The sequence below is a fragment of the Amycolatopsis sp. NPDC051371 genome (assembly GCF_040682155.1).
In the GTDB taxonomy this organism is placed as follows: Bacteria; Actinomycetota; Actinomycetes; order Mycobacteriales; family Pseudonocardiaceae; genus Amycolatopsis.
In genome coordinates, this window is the sequence record NZ_JBFBAG010000013.1 from 133,628 (window position 1) to 151,061 (window position 17,434).

19 protein-coding genes are annotated in these 17,434 nt (G+C 71.8%); 5 read left to right on the plus strand and 14 right to left on the minus strand.

Annotated elements, in window-relative coordinates:
- Positions 1 to 49 precede the first annotated feature (49 nt).
- A complete protein-coding gene (locus tag AB0M59_RS18390) occupies positions 50 to 1,123 on the plus strand; it encodes a DUF5667 domain-containing protein (RefSeq protein ID WP_364616315.1) in 1,074 nt (357 codons plus the stop codon).
- Positions 1,124 to 1,223: 100 nt separating this feature from the next.
- Positions 1,224 to 2,117, plus strand: a complete 894-nt coding sequence (locus AB0M59_RS18395) for an HAD-IB family hydrolase (protein WP_364616318.1) — start codon at positions 1,224 to 1,226, stop codon at positions 2,115 to 2,117.
- A gap of 3 nt (positions 2,118 to 2,120) precedes the next feature.
- Here AB0M59_RS18395 and AB0M59_RS18400 read toward each other — a convergent pair whose 3' ends face one another.
- From AB0M59_RS18400 to AB0M59_RS18420, 5 genes are all read right to left on the minus strand, one after another.
- Entirely contained in the window at positions 2,121 to 3,119 is a 999-nt protein-coding gene (locus tag AB0M59_RS18400; RefSeq protein WP_364616497.1) for a lysophospholipid acyltransferase family protein, read from the minus strand.
- Positions 3,120 to 3,163: 44 nt separating this feature from the next.
- On the minus strand, positions 3,164 to 4,207 hold the full coding sequence (locus AB0M59_RS18405; RefSeq protein WP_364616321.1) for an NAD-dependent epimerase/dehydratase family protein: 1,044 nt from the start codon (positions 4,205 to 4,207) through the stop codon (positions 3,164 to 3,166).
- A 271-nt stretch (positions 4,208 to 4,478) separates the two neighbouring features.
- The gene (locus tag AB0M59_RS18410) at positions 4,479 to 4,580 is read right to left on the minus strand and encodes an AURKAIP1/COX24 domain-containing protein (protein ID WP_007030867.1); all 102 of its coding nucleotides are present in this window, start codon (positions 4,578 to 4,580) and stop codon (positions 4,479 to 4,481) included.
- Positions 4,581 to 4,735: 155 nt separating this feature from the next.
- Positions 4,736 to 4,951, minus strand: coding sequence for a helix-turn-helix domain-containing protein (locus AB0M59_RS18415; RefSeq protein WP_013222402.1), 216 nt, complete (start codon positions 4,949 to 4,951; stop codon positions 4,736 to 4,738).
- A gap of 182 nt (positions 4,952 to 5,133) precedes the next feature.
- Entirely contained in the window at positions 5,134 to 5,694 is a 561-nt protein-coding gene (locus AB0M59_RS18420) for a carboxymuconolactone decarboxylase family protein (RefSeq protein WP_364616324.1), read from the minus strand.
- A 39-nt stretch (positions 5,695 to 5,733) separates the two neighbouring features.
- Between AB0M59_RS18420 and AB0M59_RS18425 the strand changes: the two genes are divergently transcribed.
- The gene (locus AB0M59_RS18425) at positions 5,734 to 6,066 is read left to right on the plus strand and encodes a helix-turn-helix domain-containing protein (protein WP_364616327.1); all 333 of its coding nucleotides are present in this window, start codon (positions 5,734 to 5,736) and stop codon (positions 6,064 to 6,066) included.
- Here the strand turns inward: AB0M59_RS18425 and proC are convergent.
- The 8 genes from proC to AB0M59_RS18465 form a co-directional block, all read right to left on the minus strand.
- Positions 6,054 to 6,863, minus strand: coding sequence for a pyrroline-5-carboxylate reductase (gene proC, locus AB0M59_RS18430; RefSeq protein ID WP_364616330.1), 810 nt, complete (start codon positions 6,861 to 6,863; stop codon positions 6,054 to 6,056). The two genes, AB0M59_RS18425 and proC, sit on opposite strands and share 13 nt — an antisense overlap.
- Positions 6,864 to 6,887: 24 nt before the next feature.
- The gene (locus AB0M59_RS18435; RefSeq protein ID WP_364616333.1) at positions 6,888 to 7,715 is read right to left on the minus strand and encodes a thioesterase family protein; all 828 of its coding nucleotides are present in this window, start codon (positions 7,713 to 7,715) and stop codon (positions 6,888 to 6,890) included.
- Positions 7,716 to 7,849: 134 nt separating this feature from the next.
- Complete coding sequence (locus AB0M59_RS18440; protein WP_364616336.1) at positions 7,850 to 8,662, minus strand: sugar phosphate isomerase/epimerase family protein; 813 nt, start codon at positions 8,660 to 8,662, stop codon at positions 7,850 to 7,852.
- A gap of 121 nt (positions 8,663 to 8,783) precedes the next feature.
- Positions 8,784 to 10,436 carry a hypothetical protein gene (locus AB0M59_RS18445; protein WP_364616339.1) on the minus strand — a complete coding sequence of 551 codons (1,653 nt, stop codon included), beginning with the start codon at positions 10,434 to 10,436 and terminating at the stop codon, positions 8,784 to 8,786.
- Positions 10,437 to 10,608: 172 nt separating this feature from the next.
- On the minus strand, positions 10,609 to 11,592 hold the full coding sequence (locus tag AB0M59_RS18450) for a Ppx/GppA phosphatase family protein (RefSeq protein WP_364616342.1): 984 nt from the start codon (positions 11,590 to 11,592) through the stop codon (positions 10,609 to 10,611).
- A 170-nt stretch (positions 11,593 to 11,762) separates the two neighbouring features.
- Positions 11,763 to 12,452: a response regulator transcription factor gene (locus AB0M59_RS18455; RefSeq protein WP_364525706.1), complete on the minus strand. Its 690-nt coding sequence runs from the start codon at positions 12,450 to 12,452 to the stop codon at positions 11,763 to 11,765.
- Positions 12,449 to 13,690, minus strand: coding sequence for an ATP-binding protein (locus AB0M59_RS18460; protein ID WP_364616345.1), 1,242 nt, complete (start codon positions 13,688 to 13,690; stop codon positions 12,449 to 12,451). Before AB0M59_RS18460 ends, AB0M59_RS18455 begins: the two co-directional genes overlap by 4 nt.
- Positions 13,691 to 13,835: 145 nt before the next feature.
- Positions 13,836 to 14,705 (minus strand): oxidoreductase, encoded by an 870-nt coding sequence (locus tag AB0M59_RS18465; RefSeq protein WP_364616348.1) that lies wholly within the window; start codon positions 14,703 to 14,705, stop codon positions 13,836 to 13,838.
- Positions 14,706 to 14,771: 66 nt separating this feature from the next.
- Here AB0M59_RS18465 and AB0M59_RS18470 point away from each other — a divergent pair, with 66 nt between their 5' ends.
- Entirely contained in the window at positions 14,772 to 15,419 is a 648-nt protein-coding gene (locus AB0M59_RS18470) for a DNA-binding response regulator (protein WP_364616351.1), read from the plus strand.
- An 8-nt stretch (positions 15,420 to 15,427) separates the two neighbouring features.
- Positions 15,428 to 16,306: a hypothetical protein gene (locus AB0M59_RS18475; protein ID WP_364616354.1), complete on the plus strand. Its 879-nt coding sequence runs from the start codon at positions 15,428 to 15,430 to the stop codon at positions 16,304 to 16,306.
- Between the two features lie 61 nt (positions 16,307 to 16,367).
- On the opposite strand, the gene AB0M59_RS18480 is transcribed toward AB0M59_RS18475, so the two are convergent.
- Positions 16,368 to 17,117 (minus strand): phosphoglyceromutase, encoded by a 750-nt coding sequence (locus tag AB0M59_RS18480; protein WP_364616357.1) that lies wholly within the window; start codon positions 17,115 to 17,117, stop codon positions 16,368 to 16,370.
- Between the last annotated feature and the right edge of the window lie 317 nt (positions 17,118 to 17,434).

Sequence of the window (17,434 nt, forward strand, 5' to 3'; positions counted from 1 at the left end):
CAGCCAGACCGGTGTCAGGATCGGTCAAGGCCCGAGATGGAGCAGCGCAGTGAGGATTGCGCGTGAGCGAGCCGACGCAGAGCGGTTCGCGCGTGCCCTGGAGCCGTCCCCGGTACGCCGGGACGGCGAGTTCGCCGACGAGCTGGCTCTCGTCGGTGCGCTGCGCGAGCTCGGTGCGTCCGGGGCCCCGGACCTGGAAACAAGGCAGCGGATCCGCGCGGAGATCGCGGGCCGCTTGGAGACGGCGGCGGCCACCCCGCGTCGGAGGTGGCGGCCGCGGACCGCCGACCTGGTGGCCGCCGCGCTGTTCCTCGTGCTCGTCCTTTCCGGCCTGACCCTGGTGCTCTCGCGCAACGCGTTGCCGGGTGACCCGCTCTACGGCGTCAAGCGGGCCGGCGAGTCGACGGCACTGGGCCTGACCTTCGGCGACCAGGCGAAGGCGCGCAAGCACCTCGAGTTCGCCACCAACCGCGTCACCGAGCTCGGCGAGCTGGCCGAACAGGGCGCGAGCGAAGCCGACTACCGGACCGCGTACGACGACTTCGCGACCGACCTCCGCGCCGGCGTCGCGCAGATGGCCGCGGTGGCGACCAGCGACGGCAGCGGCACGCAGGCGCTGTCCGACGTCCGGCTGTGGGCGCGCAACCAGGCGGCGCGGCTCGCGGACCAGCAACCCGCCCTCCCGGTGGACGCGGCGACGGTGTTCGGCGACGTGCGCGACTTGCTCGGCAAGGTCCAGGAGCGCACGAGCGGGCTGGTCGAGCGGATGAACTGCTACCAGATCACCACCGGCACGTCCGACGAGCTGGGCCCGCTCCCGGCGACCGGCGAGTGCACGCAGCGACCGGCACCCTCGTCCGGCAACGAGCCGACTTCGGCCTCGACGTCGCCCTCGTCGGCGGAGAGCACCTCGCCGACGGCGACCGGCACCGAGCTGCCGCCCTCGGACGCGACCGCGACGCCGGGTTCGCCCCTGCCGACGGGCGGGGTGACGCCGCCGCCGGTGTACGGCCAGGTTCCGACGACCACGCCGCGAGCACCGGTGACCTCGACCACGCAGCCTCCGCCGCTGATTTCGATCCCGCCGCTGCTCCCGGGTCTGCCGCCGATCGTGATCGGCTGAGGTCCGGGCCACACCTGCGACGGCTGGGTGGGCGGCTCGCTACGCTGTGCGAAGGACCGGGGAACGTGGCCGGACGTGGGCAGACGTGGAGGCGGTGTGCGTGTCAGCTTGGCGTGGCAGGGATAAGAGTCAGGAGCTGGAACGGCTCGCCGCGCTCGCGGGCGAGGCGTCGGCCGAGGCCGCCCACGCCCGAGTGGTCTCCGAACCCCCCACCCCGCCCGCACCGCCGGACCTCACCGCGGCCGCGTTCTTCGACGTCGACAACACGATGATGATGGGCGCGTCGATCTTCTACTTCGCCCGCGGGCTGGCGGCGCGCAAGTTCTTCACGTCGTCGGACCTGGCCGGTTTCGTCTGGGGCCAGATCAAGTTCCGCCTCGGCGGCCGTGAGAACAAAGAGGACATCAAGACCCACCGCGAGCGCGCACTGTCCTTTGTGGCCGGCCGCACGGTGGCGGAGCTGACGTCGATCAGCGAAGAGATCTACGACGAGTTGATGGCGGACAAGATCTGGTCCGGCACGCGCGCGCTGGCCCAGATGCACCTCGACGCGGGCCAGCGGGTCTGGCTGGTGACGGCGACCCCGATCGAGCTGGCGGCGATCATCTCGCGCCGGCTCGGGCTGACGGGAGCGCTGGGCACGGTGGCGGAGACCCGCGACGGCGTCTACACGGGACGCCTGGTGGGCGACCTCCTGCACGGCCGCGCGAAGGCGCACGCGGTGCGGGCCCTGGCGTCGCGTGAGGGCCTGAACCTCAAGCGCTGCACGGCTTATTCGGACTCGGCGAACGACATCCCGATGCTGTCGGCGGTGGGGACCGCGGTGGCGGTGAACCCCGACGGCGGGCTGCGGGACGTGGCCCGGGCGCGCGGGTGGGAGATCCGCGACTTCCGGACCGGGCGCAAGGCGGCGAAGATCGGCGTGCCGTCGGTGCTGGGCGCCGGAGCGTTGGCCGGCGCGGTGGCGGCGGGCATGGCCTACCGCCGCCGCTGAGCGTCAGCCGCGGAAGACCGACTTCCGCTGCGAAAGCCGCTGGTACAGCGTCTGCTGGATCGACTCGCGCACCTGGTCCGTCAGCTGGAACACCAGCATCGGGTCCTCCACGGCCTCCGGGCCGTACGAATCCGTCGCGATCGGCGCACCGAACTCGATGCTCCACTTCGTCGGCAGCGGGATCGCGCCCAGCGCTCCGAACAGCGGGAAGAAGGGCGTCACCGGGAAGTACGGCAGCCCGAACATCCGCGCCAGGATCTTGATGTCGCCCAGCTTCGGGTAGATCTCCTCCGCGCCGATCACCGACACCGGGATGATCGGGACGCCCGCGCGCAGCGCCGCCGACACAAAACCGCCGCGGCCGAAGCGCTGCAGCTTGTAGCGCGACGAGAACGGCTTGCCGACGCCCTTGAAGCCTTCCGGCCACACGCCGACCAGCTCACCGTTGCCCAGCAGGCGTTCCGCGTCCGCGTTGCAGGCCAGCGTCTGGCCGGACTTGCGGGCGAACGAACCCACCAGCGGCAGCTGGAACACCAGGTCCGCGCCGAGGCCGCGCAGGTGCCGGCCGCCGGTTTCGTCGTGGACCGCGACCGCCGTCATCAGCGAGTCCAGCGGCAACGTGCCCGAGTGGTTCGACACCAGGAGCGCACCACCGGACGCCGGGAGGTTCTCGACGCCGAACGTGTCGACGCGGAACCACTTCTTGTACAGCGCGCGCAGCGGCGGGAGGAACACCGCGTCGGTCAGCTCGGCGTCGAAACCGAACTCGTCGACCGTGTAGTCGCCGGTCAGCCGGTCGCGGAGGAAACCGAGCGCGGAACGCGCGGCGTCCGAAAGCGGCTCTTCCGGGGCCGGCCGGTCCGCGGCGGGGAAGGCGACGACCGGCGCGTCCGCCCGCGCGGCTTCCTCCTCACGGAAGTCGCGTTCCGCAGTAAGAGCTGCCGGCTTCCCCCGGCCCGGTCCGTGCAGGGGGATGACCTGCGCCTCGGCACCGCCCACCATTCCCGCCTCGCTTCCGAAGTCGTCCAAGTCGTCGTGCGGCCTGCTCACCGGCTCTGTCCCGTCGCGGCCGCGACGAGCACCTTGCCGGCCAATCCCGCCAGCTTGCCGCCGTCGAGCACCGGCCGGAGCCCGCGTCCGACGATGTAGTCGTCGAACGCCTCACGCGTGGTCCACCGCGGGGTGTACCCGAACTCGTTCTTCAGCTTGGCGATGTCGACGACCCGGCCGAAGTTCAGCAGCCGGACCTGGTCGGCGGAGAAGTCCACGACGCGCGCGCCGCGCAACACCTTGCCGACCGACGGCACCACGGTCCGCGGCATCGGCAGCTCGACCCGGCCCGCTCGCCGGATCGCCTGCGAAAGGGTGAGTACCCCTTCCGAGCCGACGTTGAACACGCCGGGCTTGTCGTCGAGGGTCGCGCGCTCCAGCACCGCCAGCGCGTCCGAAGAGTGCAGCAGCTGGATACGGGCGTCGTAACCGAAGACGGTCGGCACCACCGGCAGCGCGAAATAACGTGAAAGAACGGTGTCGGTCGACGGCCCGATGATGTTGGCGAAGCGGAACAGCGTCGTGGTGATGTCGGGGCGGCGCCGCACCAGGCCGCGCACGTACCCCTCCATCTCGACGGCGTCCTTCGCGTACCCGCTGGACGACGTCGGGATGAGCTCGGAGTCCTCGGTGAACACCGCCTGCGAGCGGGCGCCGGCGCCGTAGACCGCCGCCGTCGACTTGACCACCAGCTTGCGGACCAGCGGCGACCGCTGGCACGCGGCGAGCAGCCGCATGGTGCCGATGACGTTGACTTCCTTGATCGCGGTGCGCCGCCCGGGCCCGGCCGGGTGCGCGGTGCACGACGCGTGCACGACCGTGTCGACCATCGCGGTGCTGATCACCTTGGCGATCAGCGGGTTCCGGATGTCCGCGCGGACGAACTCCGCGTGCCCCATGCGCTGCAGGACCGCCTTGTCCGGGGCGACCGTGTCGACACCGATGACCCGTTCGAAGTCGGGGTTGTTGCCCAGCCGGGCGAGGAGTTTCCCGCCCAGTTCGCCGGCGACCCCGGTGACGAGCACGATGTTCGACGGCATGCGACTCCCTGCGGCGTAGGGCGTGGTGGGGGTGGACGATCACCCGAAGTGCGCGGGCCTGCACTCACTGGAAGCATCGCGCGGACACCGTTGAGATGTTACCGCTCTTCAGTGGTAGGCCCGGGGTGTCTTACGTGCTATTAACCGCTATTCCCCCGGAAAGCGACGAACGCCTCACTCGAACGGGGGGACCGGCCCACCACATGGACGTGGCCCGTCCAGAGACTGGACGGGCCACGGCTACGCACGGCACGCTTTGCCGAGCAGAGTCTTACTTGCCGGCCTTACGACGCTGCACTCGCGTGCGGCGAAGCAGCTTGCGGTGCTTCTTCTTCGACATGCGCTTGCGGCGCTTCTTGATCACAGAGCCCATGGGCGCTCCTTAGGTCGTCGTCGGTCACGCTGCCCGGCGCAGCGTCCAACGGGTGGAGCGCACAGGCACGAGCGGTTTTCCAGGTTACCCGTCACGCTGCGCGGGCCGGTCAGCGGGCACGTTGTAGCGCTGCGCACCGCTGGCCGGCGACCGGTTCAGCCCACGTCGTAATAGGCACCTTGGAGGTACTCGTGCACTGCTTTCTCCGGCACTCGGAACGACTTGCCGACCCTTACGGCAGGCAGCTCACCCGAGTGCACGAGACGGTAGACGGTCATCTTGGAGACCCGCATCAGCGTGGCCACCTCGGCGACCGTCAGGAACTGGACCTGCCCGACAGCCGGCAGATCCTCCTTCTTGTTCGGCGACATGTTTACCGCGTCCTTAGACACGCGTCGCGCCACGAGGCTTCCCCACCTGTGGTACCGACACGCACGTGCTCTATCGAGAGTAGCGGGACTGGTGGGACTAATGCGACGCCTGTCACCGAGATGGGCTCCTACCAGCGCTAACGCATGAGCACTCGCGCGTGCAAGACGGCGGGAATCGCCCATTACGGCGAATCCGGGCGCACGGTACCCGGCTCGAGCGGCAGCCTGAGGGCGCGAACCGTGAAGGAAATGGCGTGGTACCACCCGCAGACCAGCAGGACGTCGAGCGCGCCGTCCTCCCCCACGGCGGCCACGAGGTCCGCCCAGGACCCGTCGGAGAGGTCCGCGGTCGCGCGCAGCTCGTCGACGGCCGTGAGGACCGCCCGGTCCGCCGCGTCCCAGCACGCGTCGGCCGGCCTGCCGGTGGCGAGCGACCGGATCTGAGCGGCGTCCAGCCCGGCCTTCCCGGCGAAGGCGGCGATGTGGACGCCCCACTCGTAGTCGGCGCCGCACAGGGCGGTGGTCCGGTCGATGACCAGCTCACGCTGGCGCACGCTCAGCGCTGACCGCCGTGAGAAGTAGTAACCGCCCCAGCCGGCGATCCCGCGAGCCAGCTCGGGACGCCGGGCCCAGACGCGGAACAGCTGGATGGGCGGGCCGAGTCGCTCGAGAACGTCCTCGGTGCCGGCGTCGAACGGCGGCTCGAGGGGCGCGATCCGCGGTTGCTTCGATTTCAGAGGCATGACCGGCACGCTAACATCGGCGCTTCGGAAAGGAAAGCAATGACGACTCCCCTGCCGGGCCACCCGGTTCGCGGTTCGGCCACGGGCCGCCCGGTGATGGCGCTGCTCGACCTGCTGGGCCGGCGCTGGGCCCTGCGGATCCTCTGGGAGCTGCGCGACGGCGCGAACCCGACGTTCCGCGAGCTGCAGCAGCGCTGCGACGGCGTCTCGTCGAGCGTCCTGGCCACGCGGCTGCGCGAGCTGGGCGAGGCGGACCTGGCCGGTCACGCCGGCGACGGCTACGCGCTCACCGAGCAGGGGAAGTCCCTGTTCAAGACGCTCGTCCAGCTCGACGCCTGGGCCGCGGACTGGCGGCCTCGTCAGCCCTCGTGAGCCTTGCCCAGCTCGACCGACCGGTCCTTCGCCGCCTCGATGGCCGCCAGCAGCGCCGCCCGGACGCCGTGCTTCTCGAGCTCGCGGATCGCGTTGATGGTCGTGCCCGCCGGCGACGTCACGGCCTCGCGCAGCAGCACCGGGTGCTCCTCCGACTCGGCGAGCATCTTCGCCGCCCCGACGGCCGACTGGATGATCAGCTGTCCGGCCAGTGCCCGCGGCAGCCCCAGCAGGATGCCGGCGTCGATCATGGCTTCGACCAGGAAGAAGAAGTACGCGGGACCGGACCCCGAGAGCGCCGTGACGGCGTCCTGCTGGGCCTCGGGCACCTCGACGACCTGGCCGACGTGCGAGAGCAGGTCACGCACGACGGCGAGGTGGTCCGCGGTGGCGTGCCGCCCCGCCGAGATGGCGCTCATGGCCTCGTTGACCAGCATCGGCGTGTTCGGCATGACCCGCACCACGGGAACGCCCTCGGCCAGGCGGCGCTCGTACAGCGACGTCGGCAGACCCGCACACAGCGACACGACCAGCGAAGACGGGCTCAGCAACGGCGCCAGCTCGTCGAGCACCGGGTCGATGTCCTGCGGCTTCACGGCCACGACCAGGATGTCGGCCTGCTTGGCGGCTTCCTCGACCTCGACGCCGCGGATGCCGTAGCGGGCGGTGAGTTCTTCGACGCGCGCCGGGTACCGCTCGGTGAAGAGGAGGTCGCCCGGCTCGTGGCCGCCGTGCAGCAGCCCCGAGAGCAACGCCTCGCCGATCTTGCCCGCACCCAGCACCGCGATGACCGTCATACCGTAAAGCGTGCCAAACGCGGCTCAGCCGCCCGGTGCCGGGGCGAGCCCCAGCTGCCGGGCCTGGCACACCAGCCGCCCCTGGGAGTCCACCACCGTGGCGTCGGAGTCGAACCACGACTCGTGCACCGACCGGGACTCGACGACCACGCGCAGCCAGCCCGGGGCCGGGCGGGTGCGCAGCAGCGCCGTCAGCTGGACCGTCGGCGCCCAGCCGATCCGGCCGAGGTTCATCACCACCGGCGGGTTGACGTCGGAGGCGAGCAGCGTGAAGTACGGGTCGACCAGGCCGTGGCGCGGCCGGACCCACAGCCGCATCCGGGGCGGCTCGCCGGTGCGCCCGGCGAGGTAGCCCGCCGTCGCCGGGTCGAGCCGGACCTCACAGCCCTTGGCCAGGTTGAACGGGCCCTCGGTGGTCTCGGCCATGGCGAGCGCGCCGGGTGACGGCTCGGCGGGCATCGACGGCACGTCCGTCCACTCCGGGCGCCGCATCGGCAGCCGCCCGGTCGTCACCCTGGCCTCGACGCAGCTGCGGCCGCGCTGCTCCAGCCGGACCTCGACGACCGTCGCGCGGCGGCCGACCTTCCGGACGTCCGTGCGCAGCAGCACCGGGCCGAGCGCGGGCGCGTGCAGGAACTCCGCGCTCACGACGAGCGGCTCCGCGTGCGGCTCACCCCGTTCGTGCAGTGCGGCGATCGCCGCCTTGGCCAGCAGGGCCAGCAGGAATCCCCCGTGCGGGTGCGAGCCGATGGCCCATTCCGCACGCAGCACCGCGGTGAAGGTGCCGTCCCCCAGCGACCGCGCCGCACTCGCCGTGTCGAAGGACACGGCGGTGCCGTCCGTTCCACTCACGAACGCGCCGTACCAATGGAGGAATCCGGAGAGGTGACGATCAACGAGCGCGACGGTTTCACAGTCGGAACTTTACGTGTTCGATCCCGGTAAATGGACCCGGGAGTAGTCGTGTCCGTGCCCGAAGTGCGCAATTACTGCCCGAGGTGGAATCGCGCGAACAGCAATGCCTCCGCCAGATCCCGGACCCGCTGCGCGCCGGTGCCGGCGTGCCGGGTGTTGATCTCCAGCACGATCTGCCCGGCGAAACCGCTGCTGACCAGCTTCTCCAGCAGCTCGGCGCAGGGCTGCCCGCCGCGGCCGGGCACCAGGTGTTCGTCTTTCGGGAGGCCGGTGCCGTCCGCCAGATGGACGTGCGAGAGGCCTTCGCCCATCCGCTGGGCCAGTGAGAGGGCGTCCATCCGGGCTGCCGCTGTGTGGGACAGGTCGAGCGTGTAGTGCCGGAAACCGACGTCCGTCGGGTCGATCGACGGCCGGAACGCGGAGACGCGGGAATTCTTCGAACCACCCGGCGGACGCACCTTGAACATGTTCTCGACGGCGATTTCGATCCCGCTGGACTCCTCCAGCTCGTCGACGAGATCACCGAACGCGTCGCCGTACCGGCGTTGCCACCGGAACGGCGGGTGCACGACGACGGTCCGCGCGCCGAGCTCGGCGGCGGCCTCGACCGACATGCGCAGCCGGACCACGGGGTCGGGCGACCAGATCCGCTGGGTGATGAGCAGCGACGGCGAGTGGATGGACAGCACGGGCACCCCGGTCCGGCGGGACCACCGGCGCAGCGCGCTGACGTCCTGGCTGACGGGATCGGCCCAGACCATGACCTCGACGCCGTCGTACCCGAGCTCGGCGGCGAGCTCGAAGGCGGTGCCGGCCTTGAGGGGCCACACGGACGCCGTGCTAAGCCCGACGGGGACCGGCTTCTCGTCTGTCACGCGCGCCATCCTGCCTCGTCACCGACGGTGCGGGGCAGCGGCGTGCGCTGAAGGGGACCTTGGTCTCACCGGACGCGCCGAAGGGCACCTTCCGCGCGTCACGTGCGAGGAAGGTGCCCTTCAGCCCACGTCAGCGGCCGACGAGCAGCAAGGCCGCCGGGGACACCGTGACGACCAGGCCGACCAGCACCGCCAGCACCGTGGTCTGCAGGTCCTCGGCCCGGCGGATCTTCCGCACGATCCAGACCAGCGCGACCACCACCAGCAGCGCCGCGACCAGTGCGGCCGCGGGGATGTTCACCCACAGCCAGTTGAAGCCCAGCCACACGGCCGCGCCGCCGACGACACCCATCGCCAGCTGGCCGGCCAGCGCCAGCCACGCCTTGCCGGGCGAGGTCGCGGGCTCCGGCTCCGCGACCGGCTCGGGTACGTCGTCGTACTCGTCGTCCTCGTAGCCGTCGCCCTGCTCGTAGGCGTAGTCGTCCTGCTCGAAGTCCGGGCCGCCGGCCGGGTAGCCGTCGGAGAACTCGCGCTCGTAGGGCTCGAGGTCGTCCGGGACCGGCGCCCGGGAGGCGCGGTCGCCGGGCGCGAACGGCATCGGCGGCGGGTACGTGCCCGTCGGCGGCCCCGCGTCGTACGCGGCCTGGTAGCCGCTGCTTTCCGGCGCGAAGCCCTCGGGCTCGAAGTCGTCGTCGGGGTAGCCGTCGGCCGGGGCGTCGGTGGGCACCACCGGCATGACGCCGATCTCGGTGTCCTCCAGCTGCTCCTTCTGCCGGCGCTTGCGCCAGTTCGCGAGCCCGCCGGGCGACGACGGCTCGGGCGCGTCCGGCTTCTTCTTCCCCGGCGCCGGCGGAAGCGGCGGCTCGCCGGCCACCGCGTCGAACTGCTCGGTGTAGGCCTCCTGCTGCGGCTGCGGACGGCGCGCCGGGCCCCGGCGCGGCCGGCCGGGCGCGGCCGGCGGCGTCGAGAAGGTCCCGCTGGCCATCGGGCCCGGCGGGACGTCGATGTCGGCGTCCGGGGTGCCGTTGAGGCCGTCGAGCCGGGCCGACAGCGGTCCGCCGGGCGGCGGCGTCGGCAGTTGCTGGGACGGCTGCGGCGGCGGGGTCGGCAGCTGCTGCGAAGGCTGCGGGGGCGGCCGGCGACGGACCGGCGGAACTGCGCCGCGGGTCTCCTCGGCCGCGGGCGGCGGCGGGGTCGGCAGCTGCTGGGACGGCTGCGGGGGCGGCGGCTGACGCCGTGGCGCGCGCGGCGGCACGGGCAGCTTCGCCGACTCCTGGGGGTTCGCGAACTGCCCGGACTCCTGCGGCGGCCGCGCCGGCGGGCTGGCGAACTGGCCGGACTCCTGGGGCGGGCGGGCGAACTGGCCCGACTGCTGCGGCGGCGCCGGGGGGCGCGCGTACTGGCCGGACTCGGCGCCGCCGGGGGCGGGCCGGGCCGGGGGCGGCGGGACCGGCCGCGGCAGCGGCTGGGAGTCCTGCGGGACCGCGCGGGGTGCGGGCGGCGGCGGCTCGGCGCGGCGCCGTCCGGCGGGCCGGTTCGGCGGCGGGGGCGTGCCCTCGCCGGCGACGCGGTCGATGATCGCCTGCGGGCCGGTGTCGCTCACGCCCGGTCGCCGGTGGGAGCCGGTCGCGCCGGGCGGGGTCTCCGGGGTGGCGGGCTCGTCGTCGTCCTCGGCCGCGCGCCGCCGCCGGCGGCGGTTGCCGCCGTCGACCTGGGCACCGTGCTGGGCGAGCAGCTCAGCCACGGTCTTCTGCGGCTGGTCGCCTCCGGTCTGGTCCGTCATACCTGGCAATCCCCTGCGCGCTCCGGGTCCTCGGCACTCGGTGAAGCGGTACCCGACGGCACGCCGGCGGCGCCGCGCGCGCTGTACGCCGACCTCTGCATGTCCGTCACCTCTCCACCGTGCCCATGCTTTGAGAAAAACACAGAGTTCCGGTAAGTCCAGTCGTCTGCTTTCACCGGTCCTCCTGTGCGCCGAAGCGCGCCACGAGGGCAGCTCCAGTTTCATCCGCGCCGTTGGAATGGTCCAGCCGCCGCAGGATGACACCTTCTCGCAGAGCCCACGGGCAGATCTCGAGTTCCGGCAAACCGAGCGCCCGCATCGTCGCCTGCGCGACCAGCGCGCCCGCCACAAGCTGGTGCGCCCGGCTCGAGCTGACGCCCTCGAGCTGGGCGAGATCGGCCGACGGCATCCGCGAGATGAAGGCCAGGAGCTGGCGCAATGCCGTGTCCGTGAGCGTACGTCGCACGCGCGGGCCCGCGGCCGAGGGGGCGGCGCCGGTCAGCCGGGCGAGCGACCGGAACGTCTTCGACGTCGCCACGACCCGATCGGGTTCACCCCATTTGGTGACCTTGCGCGCGAGTTCGGTGAGCTGGTCGTCGAGCCACGCCGACGTCGCGACGAGCTCGGAGCGCGTCGGCGGGTCGTGCTTGAAGCGGGTGCGCGTGGTGCGGCCCGCACCGAGGGGCAGCGACTCGGCCAGGACGGGCTCTTCGTCGCGGCCCATCGCGATCTCCAGCGAGCCGCCGCCGATGTCGAGCACGAGCAGCTGGCCGGCCGACCAGCCGTACCACCGCCGGACGGCGAGGAAGGTGAGCCGGGCTTCGTCGGTACCGGAAAGGACCTGAAGGTCGACGCCGGTGCGGTCGGCCACGCGGGCCAGCACCTTGGCGGAGTTCTTCGCTTCGCGGACCGCGGAGGTGGCGAAGGCCATGACGTCTTCGCAGCCGAGCCTCGCGGCGGCTTCCTTGGCGGACTCGACGGCGGTCACGAGGTCGTCGGCGCCGGCCTTGCTCAGCTCCCCGCCGGGGGTGAGCTGCTCGGCCAGGCGGAGCACGGACTTCTCGGAATGCATCGGCGTCGGGTGGGCACCACGGTGGGCATCGACCACCAGCAGGTGGACGGTGTTGGAACCGACGTCGAGTACCCCTAGGCGCACGGGGATCCAGGGTACCGGGCCCAGCGCCAGGTCTCGAACATGTAACCAACAACACTCGGTGCGGTACCGCCCCGGCGCGCCTCCCACCGGGGCCGAAGTGCCGTTAAGGCCACTTTGCGGGCGCCTGACGCCCGCAAGGTGGCCTTAACGGCACAACAGGCAAAGGGGACTCACGTCTCGAACTTGTAGCCGAGACCCCGGACCGTCACCAGGTGCCGCGGCGAGCCCGGATCCGGCTCGATCTTCGAGCGCAGCCGCTTCACGTGGACGTCCAGCGTCTTCGTGTCGCCGACGTAGTCCGCGCCCCACACCCGGTCGATCAGCTGGCCGCGCGTCAGCACCCGGCCGACGTTGCGGAGCAGGTACTCCAGCAGGTCGAACTCCTTGAGCGGCAACGACACCTCGGCGCCGTCCACCGTCACGACGTGCCGCTCGACGTCCATCCGGACCGGGCCCGCCGACAGCACCAGCGGGGCCAGCTCGCCTTCGGAGCCCGGCTCGCCGCCGCGGCGCAGCACCGCCCGCACCCGCGCGATCAGCTCACGGGCCGAGTACGGCTTCGTCACGTAGTCGTCCGCGCCCAGCTCCAGGCCGACGACCTTGTCGATCTCGCTGTCGCGCGCGGTCACCATGATCACCGGCACGGCCGACCGCTGGCGCAGCTGCTTGCACACGTCGGTGCCGCTCATCCCCGGCAGCATGACGTCGAGCAGCACGATGTCGGCGCCGTTGCGGTCGAACTCCTCCAGCGCCGCCTGGCCGGTGCCGGCCACGGCCGCGGTGAACCCTTCCTTGCGCAACAGGAAGGCGAGGGGGTCGGCGAACGACTCCTCGTCCTCGACGATGAGAACCCTGGTCACAGGTTTCCTCCATGATCTGGGCTGTCCTGCCCGGTAACCACGAGCCTCGGGGTGCGCTCGGGGGTCTTCTCCTGCCGTGGTGCCGGCGAGGTCTTGGTGGCGCGCGCCGGCTCCGGGGCCGGCTCGGGGCGGACGTGCGCGGGGATGCGCAGCGTGAACGTCGAGCCGGTGCCGGGACGGCTCCACAGCCCGACCGAGCCGCCGTGGTTGGCCGCGACGTGCTTGACGATCGCCAGGCCCAGCCCGGTGCCGCCGGTGGCGCGCGAGCGGGCCTTGTCGGCGCGGTAGAAGCGCTCGAACACGCGCTGCTGCTCGTCCTCGGCGATGCCGATCCCCCGGTCGGTGACGGCGACCTCGACCATCCCGTCGGCGAGCCGGCGGGAGATCGACACCGGGCTGCCGGCCGGCGAGTACGCGACGGCGTTCTCCAGCAGGTTCGACAGCGCGGTGACCAGCAGCGTCCGGTCACCCTCGATGAGCAAGCCGCTGGGGGTGTCGGTGGTGATCCGGATGTCGGCCGACTCGGCCGAGAGCGTCGTCCGGCCGAGCGCCTCGCGGACGACCGCGTCGACCTCGACGACGTTGAGGTCCGGCAGCCGCTCGGCGCCCTGCAGCCGCGAAAGCGCGATCAGCTCGGTGACGAGCTGGCCGAGCCGGGTGGACTCGCGCAGGATCTTGCCGCCGAAGCGGCGGACCTCCTCGACGTCCTCGGCGGCGTCGAGCACGGCCTCGGTGAGCAGCGCGATCGCGCCGACCGGGGTCTTGAGCTCGTGGCTGACGTTGGCGACGAAGTCGCGGCGCACGGCCTCCAGCCGGATGGCCTCGGAGTGGTCGACGGCCTCGACGACGGTGAAGCCGTCGCCGAGCGGCCGGACCTGGCCGAGCACCGCCTCCGGCTGGCGGCCGCGCGCTTCGAGCGGCGAGAGGTCGATCTCCATCGGCTCGTCGGTCTCGACGACCTGCTCGGCGGCCTTGCGGGCCCGCGCGTCGGCCTGGTTGACCTTCACCAGGCCCAGCTCGTAGGCGCGCGGGTTGTGCAGCACCATGTCGCCGAACTTGTTGAGCACGACGACGCCGTTGTGGGACGAGCGGACCAGCCGTTCGAGGAGCTCCGCGACGGTCGGGCCCGGCGGCCGGGCCTCTTCGCGGCGGGTCCGGGCCCGTGCGAGGAGGTAGCCGACCACCGCACCGGCCACCAGTGCCCCGATGGCCAGTGCGAGGGAAACAGGCGTGGTCACAGGCCGATCGTAAGCTGAGAAGTGGCCCTTCGGCCTAGCGTTGTCCGCCTAGTCGTGAGCACCGCGACACCTGGCGATGACATGTTCGCCGGTGCTTCAGCCCACGTTCACCCGATCGATTCCCCGGCGAGACATTCCGGGTGAATCACGCATCACCGTCGAGGGCCTTCAGATCGTCGCCGGAGAGCCGCAGCGCCGCCGCGGCGACGTTCTGCTCGAGGTGCGCGACGTCGCCGGTGCCCGGGATGGCGAGCACGTGCGGTCCTTGGTGGAGGGTCCACGCGAGCCGCACCTGGGCCGGGGTGACGTCGTGCCGGCGCGCGACCTCGGCGACGCGGGCGTCCTCGCCCGTCCCGCTCGCGACGGCGAAGAACGGCACGAAGGCGATCCCGCGCTCGGCGCACATCCGGACGATCTCGTCGTCCTCGCGGCGGGCGGTGAGGCCGTACTGGTTCTGGACGCAGACGACCGGCGCGATCTCGAGTGCCTCCGTCAGGTGGTGCGGCGCGACGTTGGAGATGCCCAGCTCGCGGATCAGGCCCTTCTCGCGCAGCTCCGCGAGCGCGCCGAAACCGTCGGCGAGCGAGCCTTCCCCGCGGTCGAGGCCCTGGCCGATCCGGTAGTTGGCGACGTCGAGGTGGTCGAGGCCCAGTTCGCGGAGGTTCTCTTCGACCTGGTCCCGCAGCTGGTCCGGCCGGGCGGTGTAGAACGCGCCGGTGAAGTCGCGGCCCGGGCCGACCTTGGTGGTGATCGTCAGGTCGCCGTACGGCGCGAGGGCCCGGTTGATCAGCTCGTTCGCCGAGCGGGGGCCGGCGAAGTAGAAGGCGGCGGTGTCGATGTGGTTCACGCCGAGCTCGACGGCACGGCGCAGCACGGCGATCGACGTCTCGCGGTCGCGGACACCGCCGTCCGAAGTGGACATCAGGCGCATGGCGCCGAAGCCGAGCCGGTTGACTTCGAAGGAGCCGAGCTTCCAGGTGCCCGCCGCGGCGGCGGGGAGGGTGTTCGTGGTCATGGCTCCAGCCTCGCGATCCGGCGTGAGCGGCGCCGGGAATGGCACTTTGCTGCCAGACTGGAATACGTGGAGAAGGTGACTGACGTCGTCGTGGTGCGGGGCGAGGCCGAGCTGTTCGAGCGGACGGCCCACCTGTTCGCGGCCGCGACTGAGGTTTCGTGCGCGGCCCGCGACCTGCACACCTGGTCGGTGGCGCACCCGACGGCGCCCGAGCGGGAGCAGGCGGTGCGGACGGTAGTGCGCATGTCCGTGCGCAAGATGTACCTGCCCGGCGTCCTGTTCGACCCGGCGCTGGCGGAGCACCTGCGGTTCATGGCCGAGCACGGCGCGCGCATCCGGATCACCGAGCGCGAGGTCAACGAGACGATCCTGCTGGACCGCCGGATCGCGATCGTGGCCGGCGACAACGTCGGCGGCGTCCGCAGCTACACAGTCGTCAGCAGCCCGGAGCTGGTCCAGGGCATCCAGTCGCTGTTCGAGGCGGCCTGGGCCGGCGGCACCGACCTCGAGTCCTACCAGGCCCGGTTCACCGAGCTGGGCGCGCGCGAGATCCTCGTGCAGCTGGCGTCCGGCTGCAAGGACGAGACGGCGGCCCGGACGCTCGGCGTGGGCCTGCGGACCTACCGGCGGCGGGTGGCCGAGCTGATGGAGATCCTCGGCGCGTCTTCGCGGTTCCAGGCCGGAGCGCGGGCCCGCGAGGCCGGCCTCCTGTGAAGCGGGCGTTGCCGGCGCTGGTCCTGGTCCTGGTGACGTCGGCGTGCTCCTCGGCGGTCTCCGGCACGGCCACGCCGATCCCGGGCGCGGAGAACCTCGCGGTGATCGACGCTCCCGGCACGGCCGCCGCGCTCGCCGCCGTGAAGACCGCGGCCGAAGCCGTCTTCAGCTACGACTCGGCCGACAAGGCCGCCTTCGACCGGACCGCCGAGACGCACCTCACCGGCTCCGCCAAGGCGCAGTACACCGCCCTGTTCGAGCAGATCCGGAACAACCCGCAGCCGGTGCGGCTGACCACCCGGGTGCTGCAGGCCGCGGCCCTTGAGCTGACCGGGAACCGGGTGCGGGCGCTGACCGTGCTCGAACAGGTCAACGGCACGACGAAGGGCCTGGCGACGGTCGCGTTCACCGCGCTCGCGGCCGGCGGGCGCTGGCGTCTGTCGGACATCGCGGTCAGCCCGGCCCAGCCGTCGCCCGCGCCGCACCCCGAGGACGGCAGCGCGGCGGGCCTGCGCGATTCGGCGCTGGCGGGAGCGCGGGCGGCCGTGACCGCGCTGGCGTCGGCGGACAGCGCCGACCCCGAAGGCTCGTACGCGCGGGCCGAAGCCGTCTGCGCCGAGCCGCTGCTCGGCGAGTACCGCTCGAACAAGGCCGCGTACCTCGACAAGTTCCGCACGAGCGGCGTGCGCGCCGTCGTGCCACCGGAGCTGATGACCGGCGTGACGACCATCACCGCGGACAAGGCGACCGTGTTGTTCTACGCGAACGTGCAAGTGACGGACGCGGCGGGCCAGACGACCGCCAAACCCCTGTCGGCCACCCTCGACCTGGTCCGCGCGGGCCCCACCTGGAAGGCGACCGGCGTCCGCACCGTCACCCCGTCCTGAAAGCCGTGAAGGCCACCTTGAGGAACTTGAAGTTCCTCAAGGTGGCCTTCACGGACTTGCGTCAGCGGCCCTGGTTGGCGACCGCGGCGGCGGCTTCCTTGGCGGCCTCGGGGTCGAGGTACTCGCCGCCGGCCTTGACCGGCTTCAGGTCGGCCGTGAGGTCGTAGCGCAGCGGGATGCCGGTGGGGATGTTCAGGCCGGCGATGTCGGCGTCGGAGATCCCGTCAAGGTGCTTGACGAGCGCGCGCAGCGAGTTGCCGTGCGCGGCGACCAGGACGGTCTTGCCCGCGCGCAGGTCCGGCACGATCTCGGACTCCCAGTACGGCAGCAGCCGCTCGACGACGTCCTTGAGGCACTCGGTCAGCGGCGCCTTGTCGCCGAGGTTCGCGTAGCGGGCGTCGTCCGCCTGGCTCCACTCGTCCTTCGGGTCGATCGCCGGCGGCGGGGTGTCGTAGGAGCGGCGCCAGAGCATGAATTGCTCTTCGCCGAACTCGGCCAGGGTCTGCTTCTTGTCCTTGCCCTGCAGCGCGCCGTAGTGGCGCTCGTTGAGGCGCCAGTCGCGCTTGACCGGGATCCAGTGCCGGTCGGCGGCGTCCAGCGCGATGTTCGCGGTGGAGATCGCCCGGCGCAGCAGCGAGGTGTGCAGCACGTCCGGCAGCAGGCCGGCGTCGGCCAGCAGCTGACCGCCCTGGCGGGCTTCGGCCTCGCCCTGCTCCGACAGCGGCACGTCCACCCAGCCGGTGAACAGGTTTTCCGCGTTCCACGTGCTCTGCCCGTGGCGGAGCAGCACCAACGTCCCGAGTTCAGCCATGCCTGCAGCCTGCCAGACCGGACCACGGGATCGACCGGTGACCTCGCGTCCTACACAGAGTGTGTTACCTCGGAGTAACACCTCACCCTTCGACAAGTCCAGGTGCCAACAACGCGCAAAATCCTGCCATCGGACTGCGTTCCGTTATCGCCGTGAGTGAAGTTCACTCGAACGGACTAGTGAGTAGTCTTGTGATTACAGGTCGAGATCTGACAGGTTGACTACGTCCCGAGCGGCCGGATTCCACGCACTCCCCGGCCGGTTTCGGGCTACGACCGCGGCTCGTCTCCCCCCTGCCGAGCCGCGGCCCGCCGGCC